20 protein-coding genes and 1 riboswitch are annotated in these 25,068 nt (G+C 40.6%); of the genes, 5 read left to right on the top strand and 15 right to left on the bottom strand.

The window, feature by feature from the left end; genetic code table 11:
- From LQ203_RS13825 to LQ203_RS13805, 5 genes are all read right to left on the bottom strand, one after another.
- Positions 1–217, bottom strand: a 217-nt coding sequence (locus tag LQ203_RS13825; protein WP_290370585.1) for a serine dehydratase beta chain, incomplete at its 3' end; no start/stop codon positions are given.
- A gap of 48 nt (positions 218–265) precedes the next feature.
- Entirely contained in the window at positions 266–1,300 is a 1,035-nt protein-coding gene (locus tag LQ203_RS13820) for a PTS sugar transporter subunit IIC (protein WP_230158955.1), read from the bottom strand.
- 413 nt (positions 1,301–1,713) lie between these two features.
- On the bottom strand, positions 1,714–6,045 hold the full coding sequence (locus LQ203_RS13815; RefSeq protein ID WP_230158954.1) for an endonuclease: 4,332 nt from the start codon (positions 6,043–6,045) through the stop codon (positions 1,714–1,716).
- Positions 6,046–6,120: 75 nt separating this feature from the next.
- A complete protein-coding gene (locus LQ203_RS13810; protein ID WP_230158953.1) occupies positions 6,121–8,925 on the bottom strand; it encodes a 5'-nucleotidase C-terminal domain-containing protein in 2,805 nt (934 codons plus the stop codon).
- 418 nt (positions 8,926–9,343) lie between these two features.
- Positions 9,344–9,868 (bottom strand): effector binding domain-containing protein, encoded by a 525-nt coding sequence (locus LQ203_RS13805; RefSeq protein WP_230158952.1) that lies wholly within the window; start codon positions 9,866–9,868, stop codon positions 9,344–9,346.
- Positions 9,869–10,135: 267 nt separating this feature from the next.
- Between LQ203_RS13805 and LQ203_RS13800 the strand changes: the two genes are divergently transcribed.
- Positions 10,136–10,318 (top strand): hypothetical protein, encoded by a 183-nt coding sequence (locus tag LQ203_RS13800; protein WP_230158951.1) that lies wholly within the window; start codon positions 10,136–10,138, stop codon positions 10,316–10,318.
- 614 nt (positions 10,319–10,932) lie between these two features.
- Positions 10,933–11,682: a sulfite exporter TauE/SafE family protein gene (locus LQ203_RS13795; protein ID WP_230158950.1), complete on the top strand. Its 750-nt coding sequence runs from the start codon at positions 10,933–10,935 to the stop codon at positions 11,680–11,682.
- A gap of 448 nt (positions 11,683–12,130) precedes the next feature.
- Here the strand turns inward: LQ203_RS13795 and LQ203_RS13790 are convergent, their stop codons facing one another.
- The 4 genes from LQ203_RS13790 to LQ203_RS13775 form a co-directional block, all read right to left on the bottom strand.
- Entirely contained in the window at positions 12,131–13,597 is a 1,467-nt protein-coding gene (locus tag LQ203_RS13790) for an aminoacyl-histidine dipeptidase (RefSeq protein WP_230158948.1), read from the bottom strand.
- Positions 13,598–13,637: 40 nt separating this feature from the next.
- A complete protein-coding gene (locus tag LQ203_RS13785; RefSeq protein WP_230158946.1) occupies positions 13,638–14,246 on the bottom strand; it encodes a VanZ family protein in 609 nt (202 codons plus the stop codon).
- Positions 14,247–14,528: 282 nt separating this feature from the next.
- Positions 14,529–15,545 carry an ABC transporter permease gene (locus tag LQ203_RS13780; protein ID WP_230158945.1) on the bottom strand — a complete coding sequence of 339 codons (1,017 nt, stop codon included), beginning with the start codon at positions 15,543–15,545 and terminating at the stop codon, positions 14,529–14,531.
- Positions 15,545–16,267: an ABC transporter ATP-binding protein gene (locus tag LQ203_RS13775; RefSeq protein ID WP_230158944.1), complete on the bottom strand. Its 723-nt coding sequence runs from the start codon at positions 16,265–16,267 to the stop codon at positions 15,545–15,547. The genes LQ203_RS13780 and LQ203_RS13775 overlap by 1 nt, the downstream gene beginning before the upstream one ends.
- Positions 16,268–16,387: 120 nt before the next feature.
- Between LQ203_RS13775 and LQ203_RS13770 the strand changes: the two genes are divergently transcribed.
- On the top strand, positions 16,388–16,987 hold the full coding sequence (locus LQ203_RS13770) for a TetR/AcrR family transcriptional regulator C-terminal domain-containing protein (RefSeq protein ID WP_230158943.1): 600 nt from the start codon (positions 16,388–16,390) through the stop codon (positions 16,985–16,987).
- Positions 16,988–17,045: 58 nt separating this feature from the next.
- Here LQ203_RS13770 and LQ203_RS13765 read toward each other — a convergent pair whose 3' ends face one another.
- Together LQ203_RS13765 and LQ203_RS13760 are read right to left on the bottom strand one after the other, a co-directional pair.
- Complete coding sequence (locus tag LQ203_RS13765; RefSeq protein WP_230158940.1) at positions 17,046–18,305, bottom strand: MFS transporter; 1,260 nt, start codon at positions 18,303–18,305, stop codon at positions 17,046–17,048.
- Positions 18,306–18,655: 350 nt separating this feature from the next.
- Positions 18,656–18,847 carry a hypothetical protein gene (locus LQ203_RS13760; protein ID WP_230158939.1) on the bottom strand — a complete coding sequence of 64 codons (192 nt, stop codon included), beginning with the start codon at positions 18,845–18,847 and terminating at the stop codon, positions 18,656–18,658.
- 297 nt (positions 18,848–19,144) lie between these two features.
- Positions 19,145–19,287, top strand: a riboswitch (cyclic di-AMP (ydaO/yuaA leader).
- Positions 19,288–19,461: 174 nt separating this feature from the next.
- Between LQ203_RS13760 and LQ203_RS13755 the strand changes: the two genes are divergently transcribed.
- Positions 19,462–20,793, top strand: a complete 1,332-nt coding sequence (locus LQ203_RS13755) for a TrkH family potassium uptake protein (RefSeq protein ID WP_230158938.1) — start codon at positions 19,462–19,464, stop codon at positions 20,791–20,793.
- 23 nt (positions 20,794–20,816) lie between these two features.
- The gene (locus tag LQ203_RS13750; protein WP_230158937.1) at positions 20,817–21,473 is read left to right on the top strand and encodes a TrkA family potassium uptake protein; all 657 of its coding nucleotides are present in this window, start codon (positions 20,817–20,819) and stop codon (positions 21,471–21,473) included.
- 362 nt (positions 21,474–21,835) lie between these two features.
- Here the strand turns inward: LQ203_RS13750 and LQ203_RS13745 are convergent, their stop codons facing one another.
- The 4 genes from LQ203_RS13745 to LQ203_RS13730 all read right to left on the bottom strand — a co-directional run bounded on the left by LQ203_RS13745 (position 21,836) and on the right by LQ203_RS13730 (position 25,019).
- Positions 21,836–22,669 carry an STAS domain-containing protein gene (locus tag LQ203_RS13745; RefSeq protein WP_230158936.1) on the bottom strand — a complete coding sequence of 278 codons (834 nt, stop codon included), beginning with the start codon at positions 22,667–22,669 and terminating at the stop codon, positions 21,836–21,838.
- 426 nt (positions 22,670–23,095) lie between these two features.
- The gene (locus LQ203_RS13740; protein ID WP_230158934.1) at positions 23,096–23,800 is read right to left on the bottom strand and encodes a class I SAM-dependent methyltransferase; all 705 of its coding nucleotides are present in this window, start codon (positions 23,798–23,800) and stop codon (positions 23,096–23,098) included.
- A 199-nt stretch (positions 23,801–23,999) separates the two neighbouring features.
- Positions 24,000–24,353 (bottom strand): PH domain-containing protein, encoded by a 354-nt coding sequence (locus LQ203_RS13735; protein WP_230158932.1) that lies wholly within the window; start codon positions 24,351–24,353, stop codon positions 24,000–24,002.
- A 45-nt stretch (positions 24,354–24,398) separates the two neighbouring features.
- A complete protein-coding gene (locus LQ203_RS13730; RefSeq protein WP_230158931.1) occupies positions 24,399–25,019 on the bottom strand; it encodes a class I SAM-dependent methyltransferase in 621 nt (206 codons plus the stop codon).
- Between the last annotated feature and the right edge of the window lie 49 nt (positions 25,020–25,068).

The following is a 25,068-nucleotide window of genomic DNA, read 5'->3' as shown; positions in this document are numbered from 1 at the left end:
TATCGAAATCCAATATCCCGCCTACGACAGCAACATCCGTACCGTGTCCCCTGTATGTTTTTGCAAAAGAACCATATAAAGAAATAATGGCTTTCTTCGGTTGCTTTCCGAATAGTGTCCTTGCTACCCTGCCAATTCTGGCAGCTCCTGCTGTATGTGAACTGGAAGGTCCAATCATGACGGGACCGATTATATCGAATGCAGATCTGTACTTCATTGTGTAATGCCCCTTTTCCTGGCAAAAGATTCGGCTAACCGTCTTTCATTATGCCGCTTTTTGTTCTTCATTCACCCTTATTTCTGAAACAGTCCTAATCTTATAATTCTTGAATACGAGCGAGCCAAGGAAACCTACCGTTGCTCCAACAACTGCGCATATCCCAGCAGTGATCGTCACTTTTACTGGATCATTGAAACCGTACATGACTGCCAACCCTGCGATAGGTGTTGCCGTCCCTGTTGCATTATTCACTAAACCAAACATGGCCACAACCACACCTGCAGCCGCTCCGCCAATGAAATTGGTGGAATACACAGGAATGGGATTGGCGGATATGATATCTGCTTGTGTCAAAGGTTCAATCGCAACCGCAATTGTAGTACTTCTGTCTCCAAATTTCAAGCGATCGAACAAAACAAAGTTCATGAAAGATGATCCAAATACTGCAAGTGCCCCGATTGCCATAGGAAGTCCCGTCAATCCAAGCATTGCTGTCAATGCCATCGAGCTTAATGGTGCAGTGGCGACGACCGTTATGACCCCTCCAAGAATGATTCCCATCAAGATTGGATTACTGTTTGCCGTTTCCTTAATGATTCCACCGATATTCAAAAGCGTTGCATTCACCAAAGGCGTTAAATTTTCACCAATAAACCGGACGAGCGGCGCTGCAATGATGATGGTAACGATTAAATCCAATCCAGCAGGAACTTTTTTCTCGATGACTTTCACAAGGAAAGCAACAAGATACCCTGCGAAAAATCCAGGCAGCAAACCTAAGCCCGCACATGAAACACCAAGTAATATAGCATATACGGGAGAAACCCCTAGTGCTAATGCAACAAGTGAAGCCGCTGCAACGCCCCCCATGCTTCCTGCCGCATCCCCTACTTCTCCAAGGAATTTAATATTGAATAAATCCCCTCCGACATACCGCTGAAATGCTTCCACTAGAAAAGCGGCAACCGCTGCATTGGCAAGTGCACCCATTGCTTTCATCCCTTTTGGGGCTTTAAAACTGAATAATGAAAATAAACCAAGTACCAATAATAATAAGGCCGTTCCTTTTAAAATTCCCATTAACTTCTCTCCTCTTAGTGATTAGTAAGTATACTTTGACCTAATATTTAAATCGAACTACTAATTCATCTTCAATTTTCCGATTAAAAAACACTCATCGGTCCATTGTTTTTTTTCGTAGTTGGCTGTCTCTAGTTCTTAATCAATTAAGAATTTCTTACGAAAAATAAGGAATAGAATTAAATTCACTATTATTATATTAAGATAGCTTTATTTCATCTAACAATGTAAACCCTTTCATTTATTTTCTCATATTAACATATATTAGTACTCATACCTACAAAAACTTTTAATTTTTAAAGCGAAAGTAATGATTGATTTTTCAGTATATTACAATAATTAATAACATTACTTACAACAATTAAAAATAAAAAAAAGCAGCCATCAGGCTGCTTTCCCCTTCTATCTCCGATTTAACTCGCTTTTTTCTCATCGTTGGATTTAGCGGCACCCCAAATCTCGGACGCCCATTCAGGATGATCGATGAATGGATTGCGGTTATTCTGCCAATCATAAATGACATCATTACGATGGCTTTCGAAATCGTCGACAGGGTCGAGATCATTCCATTTCAAAAGAGTCGACAGCTTTCCATGAAGCGGCTTCGGATACGTATTGACTGTATCGGATAATTCAAGATCCAACTCACCGTTTCCTTCATAACGGACGGCCATGTAAAATATCATCCGGGCTATATCGCCTTTAACCTGGTCCGGCGGCTCCCATGAATCAGCATCAAACTTACATGCACATCCGCTATATGTTTGACCGCCCTCGTCGAAATCAAGATGGCCCCGTTTGCCATTCACTGATACATCAGCGGGACGGAGGTGATGAAGATCGGTCCCTGGGCCTTTGCTTGTTCCAAAATCACCGTGGGACTTGGCCCATACATGTTCACGGTTCCATTGTCCCGCATTTCCCCCATTAGAGTTCTTCGAAATCGATTTTCCAGAGTAAAGCAAAATGACATTATTGCTGTTATCCGGATCTTCATCCGTTTCTTTAAGGGCATTCCATACTTGATCATAGGATAACATCGTATGACCCTTGATTATCGAATACAGAACCGACTTCAATTCCGTTCCTGTTTTACCTGTTGCCGATTCGTAGTATGATTCAAGCTGCATATCATTCGATACGGTTAAAGTGAAACGGGCAACCACTTCCGATTGTTTGTCCTCAGCCTTGACTGCGACAAGGTATGTTCCCGCTTCATTTGTAGGAAGAGTTAATGTCGAGCCTACAACTGTACCGATGGTGGATGAAAAGGTCAGTGGATCTCCATCCGGATCTGTTACGTGCTCACTCAAATCAATCGTGACCTTGGAACCGACTTTAACTTCTAAATTTGCCAAGTTTTTCGTTACGATAGGTGCTTGATTCTCTCTAGTGTCAAAAGGAGAAGCAATTGCTTCCCCTTTTGAATCGAAAAACTTGATATTCTTCGTGTCGACACCTTCCGTTACAGACCACTTCTGAACATTTTCAGCACCTCTGATTTCTTTTACATTGGCGTTATCAATGATGACTTCCTTCACCGCCATGCCTCCAAAATCAATGACCGCGCCTTCCTTATCCGGTTTGATCGTTACAGTTACATCTTTCAGCCCAAGACCTTTCAGTACAGCATAAGAACCTTTTAGCAAGATGCCTTCTTCGATTTTGGACGTTTCATCAAGATCGATCAAAGCACTAGGTGAATCAATCGTAAGTTTTTTTGTTTTAACGTTCGTTAAATGATACGTTTTGTCTGGAGCAACTGGTTCAACTCCCCCTGATTCAGTTAAAGCGGTTTGAATCAATACAGGATCGTGATCGCTTGCCCGTCCATGCACTTCCATGAAGGATGAGTTAATATGGACAATATCGACTTTCGTTGCAGCCGCCATATTATTTGATACCAGGATATGGTCCAGTACTTGGGAATTACCTTGATATGTGTAAGAATAACGTTTTTCAAAAGGGACCTTCTCGATCATATTGGTTAAGTCTTTACCCTTTAATGTTTTAAGCGGTGCCGAAAATTCATAGTCATTAAAATCTCCAAGCAACACGATATTTGCCTTGGCATCCTGTGACTTGATATCACTGACAAACCCATTGACGATGGAGGCAATTTTAAGCCTTTGCGTCTCACTTGAAAGCACAGGAGGTTGGTTCTTGCCGAATAATGGCTGGTCGCCGCCCTTTGAATTAAAATGATTGGCCACTACCACTACACTTTCCCCTTTAAATTCGAATTGAGCGGCCAAAGGCTTTCGACTTGAAGTGAAGGCAGAATTAGTAGGCTCGATTCGTCCAGGGTTCAAGGTAAGTTTTCCGTCTTTGAAGGCTACGGATTGTGTCGCTGTCCCTTTCGTCCCCTCCGTTAATTTGACACGGTCCACATTATATAAAAAGCCTACACGGATATTCCCGCCAGGAGCCCCGCCATCAAGTTTATCTTCTGGCGCGATATCGATGAATTGATATTGCGGTCCGCCTAATGCTTTTATTTTGTCGGTCAACTTTTTGGCGCTTTGAGCAGAATCCGTTGTCCCGCTATCTGTTGCTCCATCATTATCCTGCATTTCCGTTACGCCGATGATATCCGGCTGTTTAAGGTTAGTAATGATGGATGTTGCAATCGTTTCAACTTTCGCGTTAGCAGTTTGCGTAGAGAAATTTTCTATATTATAGGAAGCAATCGATAGTTTATCGGAATCCTTCTCTAAAAATGTCACTTCCCGAGCCGTACCGCCATCCTTCAACGTTGGCAGCTGGTTTTTATTCGTCAATACCCGATAGTTGCTATACCCATAACTGATGACGCCCGAAACTGGCCCTTCAAAAGAATCCCCTGTTTTCGCTACAAATGATTCATCATCCAAATCCAAAGTAATTCTTTCAGGATTGAAGTCCGTTTCCGTTATTTTGACGCCTTGAACGGCAGTCGTCGTCTCCATATTTCCCGGAATCACGACCAATTCACCGTAGTCTTGTGGTGCAACCACTTTCGGATTATAAACTTGTACGAGCATCCCTTCCAAGCTCTCGTAAAAATCAATACCGTCTTCGTTTGGATTAAAATCCGTCAATCTATCATCATCTATATTTTCAGACGGTGGAGTGACATCTTTACCAATGACAATCGGTTTTGGAATCTCTTTCGTGCCAAGTTTTTCAATGGTCGTATTCGTCAATTCAGTTGTTGGCAGATCCGTCATTTTCATCTCCGAATATCCTTCGATATACCACTCGACGACTTTACCGGCCACTTTGACATGGTCTCCCGCTTTTAGGCCATGTACTTTGCTGTACACAAGTATTCCCTCTGAAGTCGTTAAGTCCTTATCCGGATTCGGATCCTGCATGTAAAAGTTATTCGCATCTTTTACATAAGTGACGACACCTTCCACATCTGAGACGAGTTGATTCTCATACGATGAAAAATGATTCATCCCCTGGATGTCACGTATCTTCAATTCATTGGTTTTGGTAACGGTATAGGCAAATGTAAAAACCTCCGATGTTTTGTCGTTGACAGCGATTGCCTTTATGACCGTATCTTTCATTAAAACAATAGGCTCAGTGTACAAGGTACTTGAAGAAGTCGGAGTGGATCCATCCAGCGTATAATGGATCTTCGCTTCTTTCCAACCCGATTCAAGTGATACTTTTGTATTTTCACTAACCGTACCAGGGAAAATATCCGTGTAAACGGCCGGTTTGTTGACTAGTTCATAATCTTCAATACCACGCGGCTTCAATTGATATGTGTCATTGAACTGCGATGCGATTCCGGTAACGGAAATGACATCGCCTTCCTTAAAGCTCTTCAGGAAGTCATCATAATTCGAACCGTTCCGGTTATCATGACGAACGATCACAGAGTTTCCTTTAGCATCTGTCGCCTTGAATTCAAATGTTCCGTATGTTCCTGATGCTTCCAATCCTGTAATGGTTGCTTCTTCAATCGTTACCAACTCACCTTGTGTATCCCCATTGACGCCGGATGCATCAACTTTTTGGATTTCAGGAAGCTCATTACCTGAAGAGACGACTTCCAAGGAGGTTGGTTGAATTTGTAATTCTTTATTATAAGCGGACACTTGGCCGATTAAACGAACCTCATCCCCTTGCTTTACATCCGCAGGCCATGAAGAAGCATAAACATATAGCCCAGCCGTTTCATCTTGGATATAAAAGCCTTTTCCTCCCCAAAAGCCGAGCCCTGTCGTAACCACCCCATCAACCTGCACGACATCTTCGGTATTCGTACGTGCCTCGGCAATAGACTCCAGAACCTTCACATCAGGCTGTTCAGGAGGTGTTCCTCCATCAGAGATGATGGTGTAATCCGTTGCCGATTTAAGACCAGGTACGGAAAAATATTTTTCCAGTTTTCCCGTGATCGTCACCTGTGCTTTGAGTAATTCCGAATGGTCGACTAGATTCAATGACGTACGAATGTTTCCGGACGGAAGCTGGACAGGCATGATTTTCTTTACATCCGTTTCATCCGGATTATCAGCTATTCCAATATTCGTACTTTCAGTAAAGGGCGATGTTTGTTGATAGCTTGTACCGCTTTTAGCTGTGCCGACGATGTACCCCTTCACCGTCGCCGTTCCACTGTTATTATTAATGGCTTCCGCTACTGTTATTGTCCCTTCTGCTTTCGCATCGGCTGCATATGGCAAAATTGTTGATAGCACGAACAATATAGCAAAGAAAAGCTTGCTTATCCCATTCTTCTTCAAGATCTCAACCCCTCCAACTTTTTACGTACTGCATATTCTAAGGTCCGCCTCAAGCAGCTTTCATTGCGATGCCATTTAAAGAATGGTCTCGCCGTTCACGGTGACACCGCTCATGTTCACGGTTTTCCCATTAAGCCCCGATAAATCCAAATTGCCCTCGACTGTAACATTTGAAAAAGTAAAGCTATCAGGAGGAGTTCCTGTTAATGTAAGATTCCCTTTTACCACTGCATCTTTTAATGAAGCGAAATCCGTGATGTCCACAACCACATTACCTTCATGTGTTTTCGGTGCATCAGCCGTTCCTCCAAAGTCTTTCGCCAATACCACAGTCGGATCTGTAGGGTTTCCGGCCACATCTTTAATGCGTCCCTCGATGCTTGGATGGACCGTTTTCAGACCACTTACATAATCCCGTAGATTTTCCCAATCGGAGAGCCCAAGATCCGTCACTCTTCCTTCTTCATAAGCCTTCTTGAAAACGGTGAATCCATCCCCGCCCTTAGCTGTAAAAGCGTTGGTTGCCACAACATATACCTTCGTTGCATCCAATTCGGAATAAGTTCCATCTTGGCCCAGGACTTCAACCTTGTTCACACGATTGCCTGCTTCCTTCGAACTATCGTAACTGAATTTCATTCCTGATACATGCAGAAAGCCGCCATTTTCCTTAGGTGCCAGGCTTACACTATGCTCTAATGCTTCCGTGATTTCTGCACCCGTCAGCTTCATCGTCGCCAGTGTATTCCCAAACGGTAAAACGGTAAGTATTTCCCCTAAAGTGATTTCACCTTGATCGATAGAAGCACGGATTCCCCCGCCATTTTGGAAAGCGATGACCACATCTTTATTAAACTCTTTTGCTTTACTAAGCATTCCATCCGTAATTAAATTGCCCAGTTCCGTTTCATTTTTACGAACGCTCGGATTCGTTTCAACGCCTCCATCACGCGGACTTTCCAAGGCTTTCACAGTTGTTGCACCTGTCTTCGTTTCTTTCAGCTCCTTAATCTTTGAGGAGTACGTTTCGAGCTCTTCTGCTGCCTCAGCATCATCCTGTTTTTCAGCAAGCTTGATCAGCTTACCAGCTTGTCCGACAATCTTACCTTTCTTATCAAAATTCACATCGACCGTTCCTAAAAAGTCACTATACTGATACCCTTGAACAATGACAGTTGGCTCTTTCGTTTTCCCTTTGTCATCCTTGTCAATAACCACCGGAGCATCTAACTGCGTATGACTATGCCCGCCCACAATCACATCGATCCCTTTGACCTTGGCAGCTAGTGTTAGGTCATTGTCATAAGCTGCATTGTCATCATAACCAATATGGGAGATGGCAACGATCTTATTCACACCCATGCCTTCGAACGCTTCGACCGCTTTTTCGGCTTCTTCAAGATAGTTTTCAAATTCAATACTTCCAGGACTAGAAATATCTTTCGTTTCTTCAGTCGTAAGCCCGAAGAACCCTACCTTTTGACCATCCACTTCTTTCACGATTCCATTGTAGATCTTCCCTTGCTCTGGTTTACTAGAAATCAGATCTGTGAATAGCCCCTTGAACTTATCATCTTTGGAGAAGTCCACATTCGAGCTGACAAACGGGAACTGTGCCCCCTTAACAAAGTCAGCCAATGCTTGATGCCCTTCACCGCTTGATCCCAAATCAAACTCATGATTTCCAAATGTCATGACGTCATATTTCATTAAATTCATGAAGCGAAGATCTGCTTGTCCCTTGAATTCATTAAAATAAAGTGTCCCCGAGAAGACATCACCAGCATCCACCAAAAGGGCTTGCGGCTTTTCCTTACGCACTTCTTTAACAGCTGTCACCCTTTTAGCCACATTGTCGAGGTGGGCATGCGTATCATTCGTATGCATCAAGGAAAGCGTGATGGCCTTCGGCTTTAAAGCTTCTTTAGCAGCAGCCACTTTTTTATCAGCCAGCGCTATTTCCTCTTCGAATTTCTTTCGATCGGAATCCTTGATTCCATTGAAGTGAATGGCGGCCCTCGCTTTTTTAGCCGCTTTAATCTGCTCTTTCGTTTTAAGCTCCCCGTTGGCAAGAGCAACATAGGCATTTACCCGTTTTGCCACTTCTTTTTTCTTTTCTGCATATACCGCATCATCATACTTACCTGTCACTTCTTTTACATAAGCATGGATGGCTTTACCGAGCTTTGATGTTTTGCTGACCTTTTTCAACTGTGAAGAAACGGTTTTCATCCGATTGTCCGCGGTCTTTAATTCACCTTTCTTGACCCAGTAAGCTACTTTTTCATAGTAGTACGGCACTTTTAGGTCACCGTTCAAAGCTGTTTTGGTTGATTTAGTGAATTTATCATATAAAAGCTTTTCAATCTTCGCACCGTACACCGTATCTTTAATATCTTTGTCTGTCTTTTTCACGGATTTATCCAATGCATTGTATAGATCCCTGATATCATTGGATTTCTTGGCAATGACCGAATTCGTAAAGGCATTAATCGCCTTATCATGAGCAGCTTTTGCTTTTTCAGCCGCTTTATATCCTTTTACATAGCCTTCTGAACGTGTGATATATTTATCATAGGCTTCGATTTCTTTGTATTTGGCATCTTTTTCTTTTTTGCTTAACATTGATTTTTTTATGGTAGAGTTGATGTCTTTTTTAGCTTGTTTAGCCGACTTGATTTGTTTCTCGACAGTGGACACGGAAGCGAGTTTAGAAGAGTAGAAATAGGTATCGAATGGCTTTTTGATGGTGGCCTTCGCCGTCTTGATTTTACTGTTCAGGCTAGTAGCAGCATCTGATGGTGCCGGAGCTACTGCTACGATCGTTGTCGCGGCCATTACTGTAGCTGATGCAATTTTAAATATTTTCTTTTTCCCCATTAGAGTTTCCCCCCATTAGTTCTATATTGACATAATATTTTGTCAACCTATCCGTGAAATCGACATACTTTTCCAAAAACCTGAATAAGTGTTAATCTTTTTACACAAATCCCCCCTACTTTTTTCCTGTAAAGATTCGTGTACATCCTATATTACAACAAAATAATCCAATTTTAAAATAAATTTACAATATCACACAAATTATTAACAGAATATTTTCATTATACTTAATCCATAATGCCTATTAACCGATTGAAGCTATCCCAATAAAATTATTTAATAGGATAATAGTATGGAGATTTATTTAAACTAACTTTGGACTTTGTACCTAAATTTACAAACAGTCATAAAAAAAGGGAGATACTTAAATCTCTCCCCAGTCTTTGTTCTATGCCATATTGATTCAACATGATGAATTTCAATTTATTTCTGCTTTACCTTCGTTTGACCCACTTTCAATTGGAATTAATATCTCAAACTCGGGATCCTCTGACCCTATCAAGTCAATCTTATATAATTCCAACTTTATTGGCAGTTGGTCGTACACCTCCATGTTTTCCTCTTTTAATGGTCGATACCCACACTCTCTAATTCTATCTGATATCATTTCATAAGTGCTGGTTATATCTTCTCCCCTTTCATGTGTATGGCGGGCGTACCAGCGTTCGGTAATGTTCAATGATTCCATGCAATCCAGAACTGGATGGCCAGCAGACACTTCCACTGCGATATAATGCGTGAACCCACCTGGTATATTGTGATGGTTAATACCCAGCAAAACATCGGGATCAATGATAGGTTGAACAAATCTAGCGTTCTCTTTCATTTGGACATGCAAAGCGTGAATGCCGCCTTTTCCCGCTTCTTCAAAAGTGCCCTGCCACTTATAGCCGACAGCATTAAAAGCTGGTTTCTTAATGATTTCCAGTTTTACTCTTGTCATGTTATTACCCCAAAATCCTTAAATATAAATCGATACATACTTATTCTTCATTTTTCTTCTTTTACCTTCGATTAAAAGAAGTTTCTTAGATGATGATAAAAATGAACGGTTCATAAAAAAAGTTGCACCATCTTGAATTAAGTGTAATCTTTTATAAAAACCGAATGAATGCTGGATTTTGGTTTTCCTTAATGAACTAAAGGGGCGGGCTGTACCTTGAATGGTTTTGAAATATTGAATTTACATAATGATCAAGGAGGAAATGAATTGAAAATCGAGCAAAAATTGATACAAGATGCCCACTATCGTAGATTATTTGTTGCTTTATTAATGGTTTCATATTTTATTTTAGACTTCACTTTTATTAAGGGCGTTGTGTTTTCAATTTTTATTGTGATTATTGCTAGTTTGATTAATCTTTTTGATAAGCGTAAAAATGTAAAGAATTAAACAAGGTGTTGACAAGCTTTCCTGCAACCTTGTTTGTTTAGCAACTATCAAGTGAGTTAGCTTAAAAGCTGAACTATCGATCTTTTTTCAAAATCAAGTGTTTTTATTTATCAAATAAGGATTTAATAGGTCTTTTTAAACAAATTTTTTCCAAAGTTACAGCAGATTGGATTCCAGGTCAAATTATTCTCGAAGTCATAGCCTTTCCTGGTACGAAATCCAATGAAAGGCTATGAATATCTCTTTAAAGCTTCTTGCATGGAAAAAATGCCTCCCTAAATGTATTGCCCGTAACATATTTCCGCAAACCACCCTTCGTTACCTCTATTAATCTATAAGAAAGCCAGCACATCCAATTCAATTAAACAAAGAATCTTCCATCTTTATCAACACATTACATCACAAAATACGCATCCACTTCCCAACCCCAATACCAGCCTCCTAGGCAACGAAAACAAATCCGCGTACCTCTCCATTAAAAAACATACCAAACGCGTTACAGAGGCGAAATCAAACCTCAAATCACTCGTTCTGAAGCGGGTTTCCATCAAACAAATCCGGTTTGTTATGGTATAATTAAAGAAGGGTAATTTCTTGCTCCAGGAGGTGAAATAATGACGATCAGCAGTATCATATTGGTGGTAGCGGCAGTCTTTATCGGTGCCTTGATGCGGACGATGTTCGGGTTCGGTGAAGCGATTGTCAGCATGCCTCTGCTTGCCTTACTCCACATTCCGCTTAACACTTCGGTTTCCCTGATTGGGCTGGCAGGCCTTACCGTCGCTTCACTAACTGTAGTTAGTGGATGGCGGCATATCGAACGCTCGGTATTAATCAGATTGGCACTCGCAACGGTGATCGGCATACCAGCTGGCCTGGCTTTACTCCATTACGCACCTGCAATGATCATTACTTCTGCACTCGGTGTTTTTTTGATTGTATACGGAGGATACTCTCTCATTAAGCAAAAACTTTTTCAGGTTGTGGATAAACCGTTACTTAACTCAAAGGCATGGGTATGGCCGTTTGGTTTTGCTTCGGGAGCCCTTGGCAGCGCCTATAACTTTAATGGAGTGCCAGTCGTCGTCTATGGAACATTACGAAGATGGAATCCAGATCGATTCCGCGGAACATTGCAAGCCCATTTTCTTATATCCGGAATCCTGGTGGTGACGGGGCATGCGCTAGGCGGACTATGGACAGCCGATTCACTGATCCTTTTCGGCTATTCCATTCCAGCTATATTATTGGCGACAGCTCTTGGAATCTTCATTAATAAGCGAATTCCTGAGAAGAAATTCGAAAGCTATTTATTCTTTATCATCATCGCACTAGGTGTACTGTTATTAATTCCCCATGGCTGAAAACCATTAAAAGCCTGATTCCCCATTGAAAGAAATCAGGCTGTAGTCACTTCATGACAATCCGGATTAAAAAAAAAAAGATGAATGAACCATACCGAGGAGATAAAATTTTGGGATTTATCGGTAAAGAAAAAAACGGTGAGAATCGAAATCTCCAATTCAACTTCTTCAGTAGGCAACTTAGTATTTAAAGTATATGTTCCATCTAGTATTTCTTACTCCATTCCACGACCATTCTATATTTCACACCCACATTTCTCTATACCTTCCTCAGGGGTGTCGCAAATTTCTTCAATCCAGCGAGAGTTTCATAAACAGTAGAAAACAATAAAGTGTACTGTGCATATCCTCGAGCTGTTCCTTATTTCAACTAAAAAAAAGAGGCATCCTATCGTTGAACGATAGGATGTCTCCAAATCTATTAACTGTTCCCCAGATATGCAGTTGTTTATAGATCCTTCATCCTTTTTAATGTATAAATGAAGTATTCCCAATTATTTATGGTCGAGGGGATGCTTAAGTGTTCATCAGGAGTATGTACGGAAAACATATCCGGTCCGATTGAAACTGTATCCAACCCAGGTAACTTATCTATGAATACCCCACACTCGATGCCTGCATGGACAGCAATGATTTCAATATCTTCATGATATTTTTCTTTGTATGTCTCTTCAAATAATCTCTTGAGTTTCGAATCTGGATTATAGGGCCATTCCGGATAATCCGCGTCAACCAATAGCGCGCATCCAAGCATGTCGGCAATCGCCTTTGCTTGCGTGACCATATTATATTTGATGCTTTTGACCGAACTCCTGATTTCACTTTCGAATTTCATTTCCGCTTCATTCGTTGTAACGACCCCTAGATTCGTCGAACTTTCCACTAACCCTTCTATTCCCATGCTCATTCCTTGAACGCCATGCGGGATTACCAGTAAGGAGGCAATGGCTTTAGTCATCGTCTCTTTGGAAAAAACGTTTGAAGAAATCGTTTCGATCTTTTCAAAACTAATCGATACCTCAGGGTCGGAAGATTGCAGTTCGCTTTTAAAAGTATCTTCCCATTGTTGGATTCTCTCCGTTATCTTATGTTCATCTTCTCCATGAATCAGTACAGTCGCCTCTGCTTCACGAGGAATCGCATTCCCCTTCAGGCCCCCATTCATTTGCTGTATGAAGCAAGGGAAGTCTGTCGTTAAGTCATGTAATACTCTGCCCAAAAGTTTATTGGAGTTCCCTCTTTCCTTATGGATGGACATACCGGAGTGTCCGCCCTTCAGCCCTTTAATCCTGATGTTATAAGTTACATCATCAACAACGGAAGCCGATTCCCATCCGATTGGCAGGATCTGCCGCACACGTGTTCCTCCTGCAGAGCTGACCAGCAGCTTTCCATCTTCCTCCGAATCGATATTGATCAGCATTTCCCCCTTGAAGTGTGCCGGATCCACAGCAAGTGCACCATTCATCGTCGTTTCTTCTTCTGTCGTTATGACTATTTCGAGAGTAGGATGCGGTATATCATTTGCATCCAATAATGCCAAAGCATATGCAACAGCAATCCCATTATCCGCACCTAATGTTGTATCCGTCGCATACAACATATCTCCCAAAATCCTTAATTGAAGCGGATCTTTCTCAAAATCATGAAGTGTACCCTTATTCTTTTCACAGACCATGTCCATATGGCCCTGGATAATGATGGTAGGTGCACTTTCATATCCGATTGTGGCAGGCTTTTTGATGATGACATTTAGCGCTTCATCCTGGATCACCTCTAGATCCCTATCCTTAGCGAAGCGAACCAGATAGTCACTAATCGCTTTTTCATTAGCCGAACCTCTCGGGATTTTGGAAATCGCTGCAAAATAATGAAACACAGGATGGCTCGATAATTCTTCTAAAGTGCTATACATGGAAAAACATCCTTTCGTTTAACTTATTTGTCATTGCCACTCATCCTTTTTCTTTTCCAGAACGGAACACTACCACTCTCGTGAACAATGGATACAGAATGTACCCCAGGTAAACACCAATCACATTCAGTATCAGGTCATCGACATCCAAACTTCCCCGCCGAAAAACATACTGACAGATTTCGATGGCAGAAATCGAGATGAAGGGATAAAGAAATTTCCTTAAAGCGGATAGCTCAGTCCCTTCCCTGGACAATAAATACAGCCCGAATGGAATGAACAACCCTACATTGGCGCTAAGGTTATAAAATGACACAAGCCGGTTCATATTGTTCGATAAATAAGAAAAAATCGTAGAAAAAGGAATCAAATTATACGAATAAACCTGCCCTTTTGGCCGAAAGAACAGCAAAACCAATAATGATAAACTGTAGCCACACACGACTGCCTGCCACAAAAGGCGCGGAATCTTGACCCTTTCACCTCGAAAATAAAGAACCACAAACGAAACGAAAAGAAGTATACAAAACCAGACAACCATGATCACCAAAGGATTCAAATATAATAGGAGCTTAAGGAAAAGAGGCAAACCGCACAAAAACAGGACTTGCGACAGCAAAAGTGAAAGCATGACCGATTTAAGAGACATGTAGGTTCACCCCCTTCTATATCCTTCCAAATAATTCATATCTTTTTATCCTAGGGCATCTTGAACAAGGCGTCAACAAACTGCAGAACATTGACCTGTCATTTAGCACGAGAACTTTTTCGATTAACTAACCGATGCAAAGATTAATTCGTCCTGAATCCAGATATTTCGGCCGATGAGTATCTTTAGGAATGCATCCCTTTCATCTCAAATGTCCAGCAAAACAAAAAGCCGGTTCCTCACATTCCAGGAATCCGGCTTTTCCGTTTATTGATGATTCATTTATAAGGAGCGATATTTTTTTAAGCTAATGATATTGATGGTGATAAAAATGACTGAAAATGCTAGGAGAATCAATAAATCCAGCGAAACATCCGTGAACGTGAAACCTTTGTACATGATGCCGTTCATGGCATCCGATGCATAATATAGCGGCATGATTTTTCCGATTTTTTGCAGCCAGTCTGCCATGCCATCCAATGGAAAAATCCCGGTAAAGAAGACTTGCGGCACGATGACCAGTGGAATGAACTGTACCATTTGGAATTCAGATGTTGCGAAACTCGACAGTAATGTACCGAGTGATAATGCAACGAGTGCGACAAGTATATTGGTCAATAAAACGAGCCAAATGGAACCAACTAGCACAATATCCAATACATTTACTGCATATAGTACGACAATTATCGTTTGAATCAGAGCAAATGATCCATATCCGATCACATAACCTGCCACGATTTCGTATCGTCTAATCGGTGTAGCAAGTAACCGTTCCAACGTTCCACTTGTACGCTCCTTCAAAAGCGCAATCCCTGCTATTAAAAAGACAAAAAAGAAAACGAAAAAGCTCACAAGCATCGGACTGAAAGTATCAAAACCCTTAGTTTTGGCATCCCCGTATACATATTGCTCCTCAATCAACGGCGTGGTTTTGACATGACCTTGCAACCCTTGCATAAGCTGCATTTGGACGGCCTTTGCACGAGACGGTTGGTCGTTCAAAAGTGTCAGTTCCATTTTGCCATTTTCAGCATGCAACCAGCCATCTGTATTCTTTTCAATCATTACTTTCTTTGAAAACTTCTCGGCCACCGTTACTTGAAAACCTGCTTGTTCCAATGCTTTAACCATGGTTTCATCACTGCCTGTAACAGCGATTTTCAAATCACTCGCTTCTGTATCGAAAATAAAATACATGAGCGTTAAAATGAGCAATGGAGCAAGGAAAAATAATGCGAGAGTCCTCCGATCTCGGCGCATCTGCTGTGTAATTCGAGTAACAAGGGAGGCAATTCGCATTACCGCTCACCTCCAATCTTCAGAAAAACATCATCAAGCGTTTCCACTGCATATTGTGCCTTTAAAGCTTCAGGGGTACCTGATGCGATGATTTCACCTTCACGCAGCATCGCTAGTTTATCGCATCGCTCCGCTTCATCCATTACATGCGTCGTTATAAGGATCGTCTTATGATCTTCATTTCTTAAACGCTCAAGTTCCTGCCAAATGGATTGTTTCAGGACAGGGTCTATGCCTACGGTCGGTTCATCCAAAATGAGAATCGCAGGATTTTGGATGAGTGCTACCGCTAGTGACAGACGGCGTTTCATTCCCCCAGAATAATACGCAACCCGAATGTTCAAATCATTCGTTAATTGGACGATTTCAGCTGCGTATTGAATACGTTCCCTTCGTTCCTTTTTCGATAAACGATAAAGCTTCGCAAAAAATTCTAGATTTTCAGCACCCGTCAGTTCTGTATATAAAGCATCGGACTGTGCCATATAGCCAACGTCCATTAACAGTGCTTCATTTGGAACTTCATGATCCAGAACCGTGATTTTTCCAGCATCCGGCTTAATCAATCCGACAATCATTTTAATCAACGTCGTCTTACCGCAACCGGATGGACCTAACAAGCCGAATATGCCGTTTTTTTCAATATTCATGTTCAATGACCCAATGACCTTTTTTTGATGAAAGCCCTTAGCAATTCCTTCAATGGTAACCGCATTTTTCAATGTACACACATCCTTCCTCTTTAATTAACACAGTGTTGAATGTATTTTCATTTTAAGGTAGCATTTGGTCTAATACAATCAACACATTTGGAAAAATGTTTAGTGAAAGGAGATATTAGAATGGCATCGATTCATGAGGAAATGGTACAAAAAACGAAAACGCAGATACAATATCATTTTATAGCACTAGTTGAAGAGGATGGGTTCTCACAAGTATCAGTGAAGAAAATTGCAGAACGCGCGAACATTAACCGGGGCACATTCTATTTGCATTACGTAGATAAATATGAATTGATGGATCACTTACAGCAGCAATTGCTGAATGAGCTTCAAGCACGCATTACTGCCATTTTGCCGAAAGAAGTTTTTATGGCTCTTCATCAACAACAACTTTACCCACCTTTCGTAGCGATTTTTCAATTCATCAGTGAGCATGCCCATGCATTGAGGGCCATTCTTGGTGATAAAGGCGATCCCTCTTTTGCAAAAAAAGTTAAGCGCGTATTCGGAGAAGTACTGTTGGAGCGTTTAATCAGCCAGCATCCAGCAGCGAAAGACGAAGAGTTTCTTAAGTATATGAACGCCTTTATGACATCTGCAATCTTAGGCGTGATCCAGGAGTGGCTGGAGAATTGCGAGGAGCAATCGGTTGAGGAAATGGCAAAAATCCACTTTCAAATTTTGAAATTCATCAGCCAATTACGTACATTCATTGAATGAACTTCATAAAAGGCATGTTCCATTAACATGCCTTTAAAATGGGATACACTCTTTACACTTATCTCTTTTCCTCCGCATTTGCCTCTACATTACCAATATGATAATACCTGCTCTTCGAGGTCTTCATGCTAAGCATGGACAATAATATCGATAGAGCGAACATGATCACGGAACCTGAGATCACCACGAACCGAATCGAAATGAAATGAGCTGAAATTCCAACTATTGCGGTGGTCATGATGATCAACAATGCTTCTAACAGTCCAAAAATACTTCCGACCCTCCCCATGATTTCCACTGGAATGTTGTTTTGATAAAATGTTTGAAAACCTGTGTTGGCAAAAGCCAGTGAAAAGGCAATAATGAAAAATCCAATGGCCGCTATCGTAAACGAAGTTGAAAAAGCAAAGATCATATAACCTATTGAGACAAATAAGGATCCCAGGCCAATTAGATACGATATTTGCACTTTGCTGATGGATACAGCATTGACGATCGCACCTGCTATGATGCCTGCCCCGGCTATACTTACAAGGAAACCATAATCGCTGTCAGACAAAAGGAGCACGGCCTTGGCAAACGCCGCTTCTTGGGAGTCTATGGCCGTTTCCATTACGACCATACAGCTGAAAAAGAAATAAATGAGCATGATATAAGAAAATTTACGGCTGAAGTTCAGCACGATCCCCCAATCCTTTTTCATGATGGTCCAAGACAGGTAACGATCGGATTGTTCAAAGGAATGTCCCTTTTCAAGGTTGGGCATAAATAGAGTTATGATGCCTGATAGCAATAAGGCTGCTGCGTTCATATAGATGGCCAAGACCGGTGTGCCGATCAAGAAAAGAATACCCGCTATCGCTGGCCCAATCAAAAAAGCTCCAGAATCGATTAAGCTTCGCAATGAGTTAAATCGTTTTCTCTGTTCTACGGGTATTAATTTTGTGATATACGACCTTGATGTTGTTACAAACATGGTCCCGGCCATATTGATCACGAAGACAACGGAATAAATGACCCAAATTGAAGAAATCGTTGGCAGCAAAGCTAGGAATACCGTTCGAAATAGGTCAAGTGCCACCATTAGATTCCGCTTATTTATCCTGTCGATCACGCTTCCTGCCCACACATTCGTGAATAATGAAGCCATCGGTTTAACGATATAAAGTCCAGCCACCGCTAAGGCTGAATTCGTCATATCCAGAATGATTAAATTGAGAGCGATAAAATAAACCCATGCACCGAAGTTTGAAATTCCGATTCCGCACAATAGGATCGAAGGATATTTCCAAGATATGAATACATGTTTGAATGTCAACGTTTCCTCTCCTTTAAACGTAATGAGGTATATAAGCAATAAAAAAATCCCGTTCCCAAGAGAAGCATCTTGTGGACGAGATCATATTTCTTGGTGCCACCGTAATGCTAGGAGACTGCCCTCAATAAACATGGTTGGAAAGCGATCCCTTCACCACTGTTTTCATCTAAATTTTAACATCAATAGGATAATATTGTAAATAATACGATTTTGCACGCAAAAAACCCCATTTTATATAAATGGGGTTTTAAAGCGAAACAAGATATGGATTCCTCGGCTTCAAGGTTCCTGGCCATAACGCAGGAATTAATAAAAAAATGCCGCCTAAAGAATGGTGGGATTCAAGGATTTTACCTTAGAGAAAACAATTTTAAAAAAGGGTTCTTTTTCTTATCCGTTATCCTTAACTCTTTCATTATGATTTGATCCTCATGATCGGCTATCCATTTTTTTAGTGCATCTTTATCCTGGCATTGTGTTAAATATGTCTGCCCGCCTTTGCCTGTCGCGTTAATAACATATCTATTGTACGTCTTCTCCATATTTGCCCGCCTTTTTTATGAAATGTCAAAAACTTTTTAAATACGAATGAATTGCTTTATCATTCCCAAAAGTAATTTTATATATTGTTCTACTTGAAAATGCTGTATATCGTACATCGATTCTGATTGTCATTTTTGATTTAATCGAACCTATCATAATGTGCTAACTAATATTTGTCAATACGTTTTCAAAATGTAAATAAAACGTAAATTTTCAGTTTTGTTAAAGAAATATTTTTTTACAATATAGGGGTTTACAACTGCTAAATGATGGGAGTAGAATACGTTTATCAATTTAATAGAATTCGGCCAAGACTCAAGGAAATTGAGTACGGAGGACCCACTTATTTGGGGTTAATTCTGCCTTGCAGAAGGGATGAGATTTGCTCTTTCGCCATCCTACCCGTCAGCTAACTTCGTCGGCTAAAGCGAAGGAGGTCATAAGACCGCCTATATCGAGAGTTTTTTTTCACGCTTTTTGTGGCAAATTAACTGTGATGTTTTCGTAGGTCTTTTTATTATGCCTTAAAAAAAATTGTGGAAAGAAGATTGATGGTTAAGATATTCATACAGTTTTAAACAATATTTTTATGGGTAGGGATGATCATTTGAATATGACAAAAAAATTATTGGATCCGCCAAAAATCCTTGTACTCGGCTTTGCCACCTTGATACTTATTGGGGCCTATTTGCTGACCCTGCCGATTTCCACTGAAAATGGAAATGGTCTTGCTTTTCTGGATGCTTTATTCACCTCAACCTCCGCTACATGTGTAACAGGGCTTGTCGTAGTGGATACGGGAACGACTTTCACCACCTTTGGTGAATTGGTCATCTTAACACTGATTCAGATAGGCGGCTTAGGATTCATGTCATTTGCTACGTTTTTCTTTTTCCTTTTAGGCAAAAGGATTTCTTTAAAAGGCAGGTTACTCTTGCAGGAGTCCTTAAATAATCTATCCATGGCAGGTATAGTCAAGTTAGTAAAACGGCTTTTAATTTTCACAGGCATCATTGAAGGCATCGGTGCCATCATCTTATCGATTCGCTTTTCTTTTGACATGCCAATCGGCAAAGCGATCTATTACGGGGTTTTTCATTCCATATCGAATTTCAATAATGCCGGATTTGATTTAATGGGAGAATTCAAGAGTTTGACCCCTTATGTATCGGATCCATTCGTAACCCTAACGGTCGCCTTCCTGATCACGTTTGGCGGAATAGGTTTTATCGTGATGAATGAACTATACGAATATCATGATACCCATCGTTTATCCATACATACGAAGGTTGTATTGATGACTAGCTTGATCCTTACAATAGGCGGTGCCATTTTAATCTTTTTATTTGAATTCGGTAATGCCAAAACATTGCAGCCTTTATCTTTCATGGGTAAAACGTTATCGTCTCTATTTCAATCGGTTTCACCAAGGACAGCAGGCTCCAATACGCTGAATATCCCTGATTTAACGCAGCCCACATTACTGCTCATCATTTTCTTGATGTTCGTTGGGGCTTCACCTGGATCGACTGGCGGCGGGATTAAAACAACCACATTAGCGACGCTCGTCGGAACGGTCTGGTCACAAATTACAGGAAAGGGTGATGTGGTATTATACCGTCACCGCATTGTGAGTGAAACGGTCTTTAAAGCGTTATCCGTTACATTCATTGGCGTATTCATCGTTTCCATAATCACCATTCTGCTGACCATCACTGAAAGCGGAAGTGATTTCTTGATGATTTTATTTGAAGCCACTTCAGCATTCGCCACCGTGGGACTTTCAATGGGTTTGACACCCGAATTATCACCGGTTGGCCGGATGCTCATCATATTCACGATGTTTGCAGGCAGGGTGGGTCCTTTGACTATTGCCTTTGCTATCGCAATGAGGCGTAAACCAGATCCATTCCGTCGGCCAAAAGGGAAAATCATGATTGGGTAATCATAAATGAAGGAGTGAAAAAGATGGGAAAACGACAATATGCCGTTATCGGTTTAGGTAGATTCGGAACGAGTGTGGCCCATAGATTGTATACGGCCGGTCAAGAGGTATTGGGGATTGATATCAGCGAGGAAAGAGTCGAGAATGCAGAATTAAGCGTTACCCATGCGGTCATTGCGGATACCACTGAAGAAGAGGCATTGAAGTCCATGGGGATCCGTAATTTTGATTGTGTCATCGTAGCCATCGGGAATGATATGCAATCCAGCATTTTAACCACCTTGCTTTTAAAAGAGCTGGGTGTCGAAAAAGTCATTGCCAAAGCCCTTAATAAAAATCACGGTCAAGTGCTCACCAAGGTTGGTGCTGACTGGGTCATCTATCCTGAGAGGGATATGGGGGAACGGGTCGCGAATCAGCTCCTGTCCCCTAACATGTTGAACTATATAGAACTCTCTAAAGAATACAATATCGAGGAAATCATCCTCCCCATGAGCATGAAGGGAAAAAGCCTCAGAGAGCTTGATTTACGTGCAAAGTATAATATCAGCGTCATTGCCATCGTGAGTAATGGTGAAATTATCATAGCACCATCACCTGATCACAATATTCATGAAAAAGATATGCTTTTAGTCGTCGGTAATAAAGAAGATCTAGCCGTGTTTGCTAATATTGAATAAGCTATGCCGTATCACTCTTTCCTGCTCTATTTGTAGGGAGACTTAATAGAGCAGGTCCAACTACCGATTATTTTTTGACACCCAACGCTAGCAGTATTTCCGCGGATACTACTTAGAATGTTATTATTATCCGTTATTTTATGTTCCCTCAACTCAGCTGGTCAGGTTCTTCCAATTCATTAGAAATAAAATCCGTGACATCTTACTCGCAACTGTAAGTATAATGAGAGCGCGGCCTTAAGTATCCTATCATTCTAGCTTTTACTGATAAAAAAACCGCCAAATGGCGGCCTTCTCATTGAAGCTTATGAAACCTTAATTTTCACAAAAGCGAGCATCCCAAGGACATGATTACGTATGTATTATTTAATGGTATTAATCGCTTGGGCAAGCGTGGATTTTATCGTCACTTTATCAAAAGGCAATTGAAGCTTGACTGCCGTTATGGCTATTTCCGGTCGTAGTCCTGAAAGGGTTGTATGGATTCCAAGCAGATGCAGGGATTCAATCAATTGTGACAGTTGATGAGCAGATACACTATCTATCGCATGAACGCCCGATAGGTCAATGAAAAGCCTAGTGACATTTTTTTCAGCGCACTTTTGTAAGGTGTTTTCAAGCAAGGACATGCCCCTCGCCGTGTCTATATCACCAATCAATGGGAGCAATGCTGTATTATCTTTAAGGGATATGATGGGAGAGCTCAATTCATCAATCGTTGCCTGTTGGGCTTTCATTATTTTATTGGCATATCTATGATTTGCTTCCGTAAACTTCTCCATCACTTCACTGAAAACCTTGATCACTATCCGATACCAGGAGTTTATTTCCTCTTGTGTATATTCCTCTTCATGCAATGCAACAAATTGGTCAATATAATCCAAGTATTGCTCTTGCGTTCGAAAAAATTCCCTCAATATGAAATATACGGGTGTTTTTAAATGTTGCTCATCCTTACCGATATCTTCAATCCAACCATCAAGATGCTTAAAGAACTCCCTTTCCTCTGTAACGAAGATTTGAAAGAAATGTAAGTGGAATTCATTATTTTGCTGTTTCAGTTTCTTTATAACTTGGGGATCAGGTGAGCTATAAACCCCCGCCTTATCATTTTTATTCAATGTTGCGTACCAATCCTCAGTCATTTGTGTTGCCTTACCTAATAAAAAGGAATATAGCTCTTTATTTCTATGCATAGACTTCTCCACCTATTTATTTTTTTAGTATTCCAAATGGTCTCGGCACACGATACATTTAACGCTCTCAAGACTGAATCGGCCATTATCAGGGTTTTGAAAGGGTAACAGCCCTCTTTCCATATACCTTCTCAGCTGCTTTTGAAAACCATAAAATCACCGATTTAGAAAAAAAAAAAAGGTTCTGCTCTTTTTCTATTTATCTGGTAAATCAAGTCCCCCCCAAGGATTGCAGCATTTTGATTCACTTCATTTATTGTTATAGTTTACCATTTTTTATTTTAGTTAACAAATCAACCTTTTTCATCCCCCTCCTCTTTAAAACGCAAAAAAAGGATCTGCTCCAGATCCCCTTTTGGTGACATTCAGCCAAGCTATCCCCAACCTCATAACTCCATCTTATCACCATTTCTCCTATCTCAAGAATTACTTTTTCATAAATAAACCCGTCCATAAACCTTGTACCCCAAAGGCTTCTTTTGATTGTTCCATATTCCTCATTTTACGTATTTCCACCACTTCAAAGTCCTTAAAGATTGTTTTAATTTTTTCTTCACTAAAACCCAATCCGCCTTTAAGGCTTCTTTGCCTATATACCTCCCAATCTGAAATATCGGCACCACCTAATATACCGCCTTCAACAAAACAAATAATCGAGTACAATCCTTTTGGCTTTAACGCCTTTTTCACCATCTCCAAATAATTAATCCTTCGATGTGGAGCAATATGATGAAAACAGCCTGAATCATAGACGAAGTCATATTGCCCTTCCTCAACTTCCAGCTCAAATATGTTTCTTTGAATGAAGTTCACATGCACTTTCTTTTCTGCCGCTCGTTCTTTTCCCCATTCCAAGGCTTCTTTTGAAAGATCCACCGCATCAACAGAACACCCCTTTTGAGCAAGGTAAATAGCATTTCTTCCAGGGCCGCACCCAAGCTCAAGAACCCTTCCTGAACCAAGTAATTCACTATCAAAGTAATGAATCAAATTCTCATCAGGGAGGTTTTCAAAAAAGGGAATCTTCTTTTCACGGTTTTCATAAAAACCATCCCAGAATGCAGTTGGCTCACGCAATAACGAGTCTAGCATATTTAAAACATCTTCATAGGTTGTAATCGTCTCCGACAAAACCATCACCTTCTCCCATTAAATCCCACATTTTAATTATACATTCTTTTTATAAAATCCAATGGAGACATCAAGATCACACACTGGTAAATGTGCTTCTTAAAGACCTTTTATCATGGCTACACTACTATTTGTGAAATTTAGTAAATTCTATTCATTCACGCTACTCCGTATTGAAGGATTCAGCTTCAATAGTTCTTCAATGAAATCCTCTCGATTTAAAGGAGATGAGGGCAGTATGATGAATGCCATATTGTATTTTTAAACGGTCAAGTGAAAGAGCTGGAGAGGATAAAGGGTTAAAGGACCTATCAATCGATTTGATATCATGGATGGAAATGGTTTTATGGATGAATGCCGACCGAATGATTAAGGTTTTACCTTCAATGACATAATAAGTCGTGAACCAAACCCAGAGAAGTAAACAGATGACGGGAATGCCGACCCATAGACTTGCGAAGTCTTTATCCAAAACTGCCGGTGAGAGAACCGCCAAGAATATTCCAAGAAAAATGGGATACATCCACCAATCTTTTTTTGATGGGAATTTCATACCTTCCACTCCTTTTCACAAAGATAATAAAATTAAATTAGCTGATTATTTTCGTTTATTGATTATGATCTTTCTATACATGCCATTCAGCATAATCGCTCGGTCTTCTTCAATTTTCATATTCTTATCATGCCTGCTGAACAAGTCTTCAAATCGCAAGCCAATATCTGTACCTAAAAATCTAATGATGGGTCTCACAAGCCTTTTGGGGAATGAAGGCTTTTCATCATTAGAGATGAATTTATCGAATAGAATGATTTTCCCGTCTTTTTTTAAAACCCTGCTCATTTCCCGAAGACATTCTTTTGCATCAGGTACGACGGAAAGGATCAAACTTCCAACTATATAATCAAACGATTCATTATTAAATTTCATATTCTGTGCATCCATCTCTAAAAAAGTGATCGAAGTATTTTTATATTTCCCCTTCGCCCTTTTCAGCATATCAGGTGAAAGGTCGATCGCTGTAACCTCAAGGTCAAGATGCTTGATTAACTCTAAATCTGCCCCCGTTCCTACACCCACAAAGAGAATCTTTCCTTTGTCGTGAAATGATATCTCTTCAAATATTCTTGTTCTGGCATTGAAAAAGAGATGTGAGTTGAAGATTTTGACGTAAACTGGAGACCAAACCTTATAAATAATTTTATTCCAAGAATTATTCAACACTCCCGCCTCCTGCACTTCTTCACATACTTCTTCTATAAAACATAAA

This window comes from Peribacillus sp. Bi96 (assembly GCF_918698115.1).
Classification (GTDB): domain Bacteria; phylum Bacillota; class Bacilli; order Bacillales; family DSM-1321; genus Peribacillus.
This window is presented reverse-complemented; position numbering and strand designations above follow the sequence as displayed.

Bases quoted from the DNA above. Each gene is read 5' to 3' on its own strand.
- LQ203_RS13810 (WP_230158953.1), bottom strand. From the start codon at position 8,925: ATGGGGAAAAAGAAAATATTTAAAATTGCATCAGCTACAGTAATGGCC.
- LQ203_RS13755 (WP_230158938.1), top strand. From the start codon at position 19,462: ATGACAAAAAAATTATTGGATCCGCCAAAAATCCTTGTACTCGGCTTT.
- LQ203_RS13805 (WP_230158952.1), bottom strand. From the start codon at position 9,868: ATGACAAGAGTAAAACTGGAAATCATTAAGAAACCAGCTTTTAATGCT.
- LQ203_RS13790 (WP_230158948.1), bottom strand. From the start codon at position 13,597: ATGTATAGCACTTTAGAAGAATTATCGAGCCATCCTGTGTTTCATTAT.
- LQ203_RS13780 (WP_230158945.1), bottom strand. From the start codon at position 15,545: ATGCGAATTGCCTCCCTTGTTACTCGAATTACACAGCAGATGCGCCGA.
- LQ203_RS13750 (WP_230158937.1), top strand. From the start codon at position 20,817: ATGGGAAAACGACAATATGCCGTTATCGGTTTAGGTAGATTCGGAACG.
- LQ203_RS13735 (WP_230158932.1), bottom strand. From the start codon at position 24,353: ATGAAATTCCCATCAAAAAAAGATTGGTGGATGTATCCCATTTTTCTT.
- LQ203_RS13820 (WP_230158955.1), bottom strand. From the start codon at position 1,300: ATGGGAATTTTAAAAGGAACGGCCTTATTATTATTGGTACTTGGTTTA.
- LQ203_RS13785 (WP_230158946.1), bottom strand. From the start codon at position 14,246: ATGTCTCTTAAATCGGTCATGCTTTCACTTTTGCTGTCGCAAGTCCTG.
- LQ203_RS13795 (WP_230158950.1), top strand. From the start codon at position 10,933: ATGACGATCAGCAGTATCATATTGGTGGTAGCGGCAGTCTTTATCGGT.
- LQ203_RS13770 (WP_230158943.1), top strand. From the start codon at position 16,388: ATGGCATCGATTCATGAGGAAATGGTACAAAAAACGAAAACGCAGATA.
- LQ203_RS13760 (WP_230158939.1), bottom strand. From the start codon at position 18,847: ATGGAGAAGACGTACAATAGATATGTTATTAACGCGACAGGCAAAGGC.
- LQ203_RS13745 (WP_230158936.1), bottom strand. From the start codon at position 22,669: ATGCATAGAAATAAAGAGCTATATTCCTTTTTATTAGGTAAGGCAACA.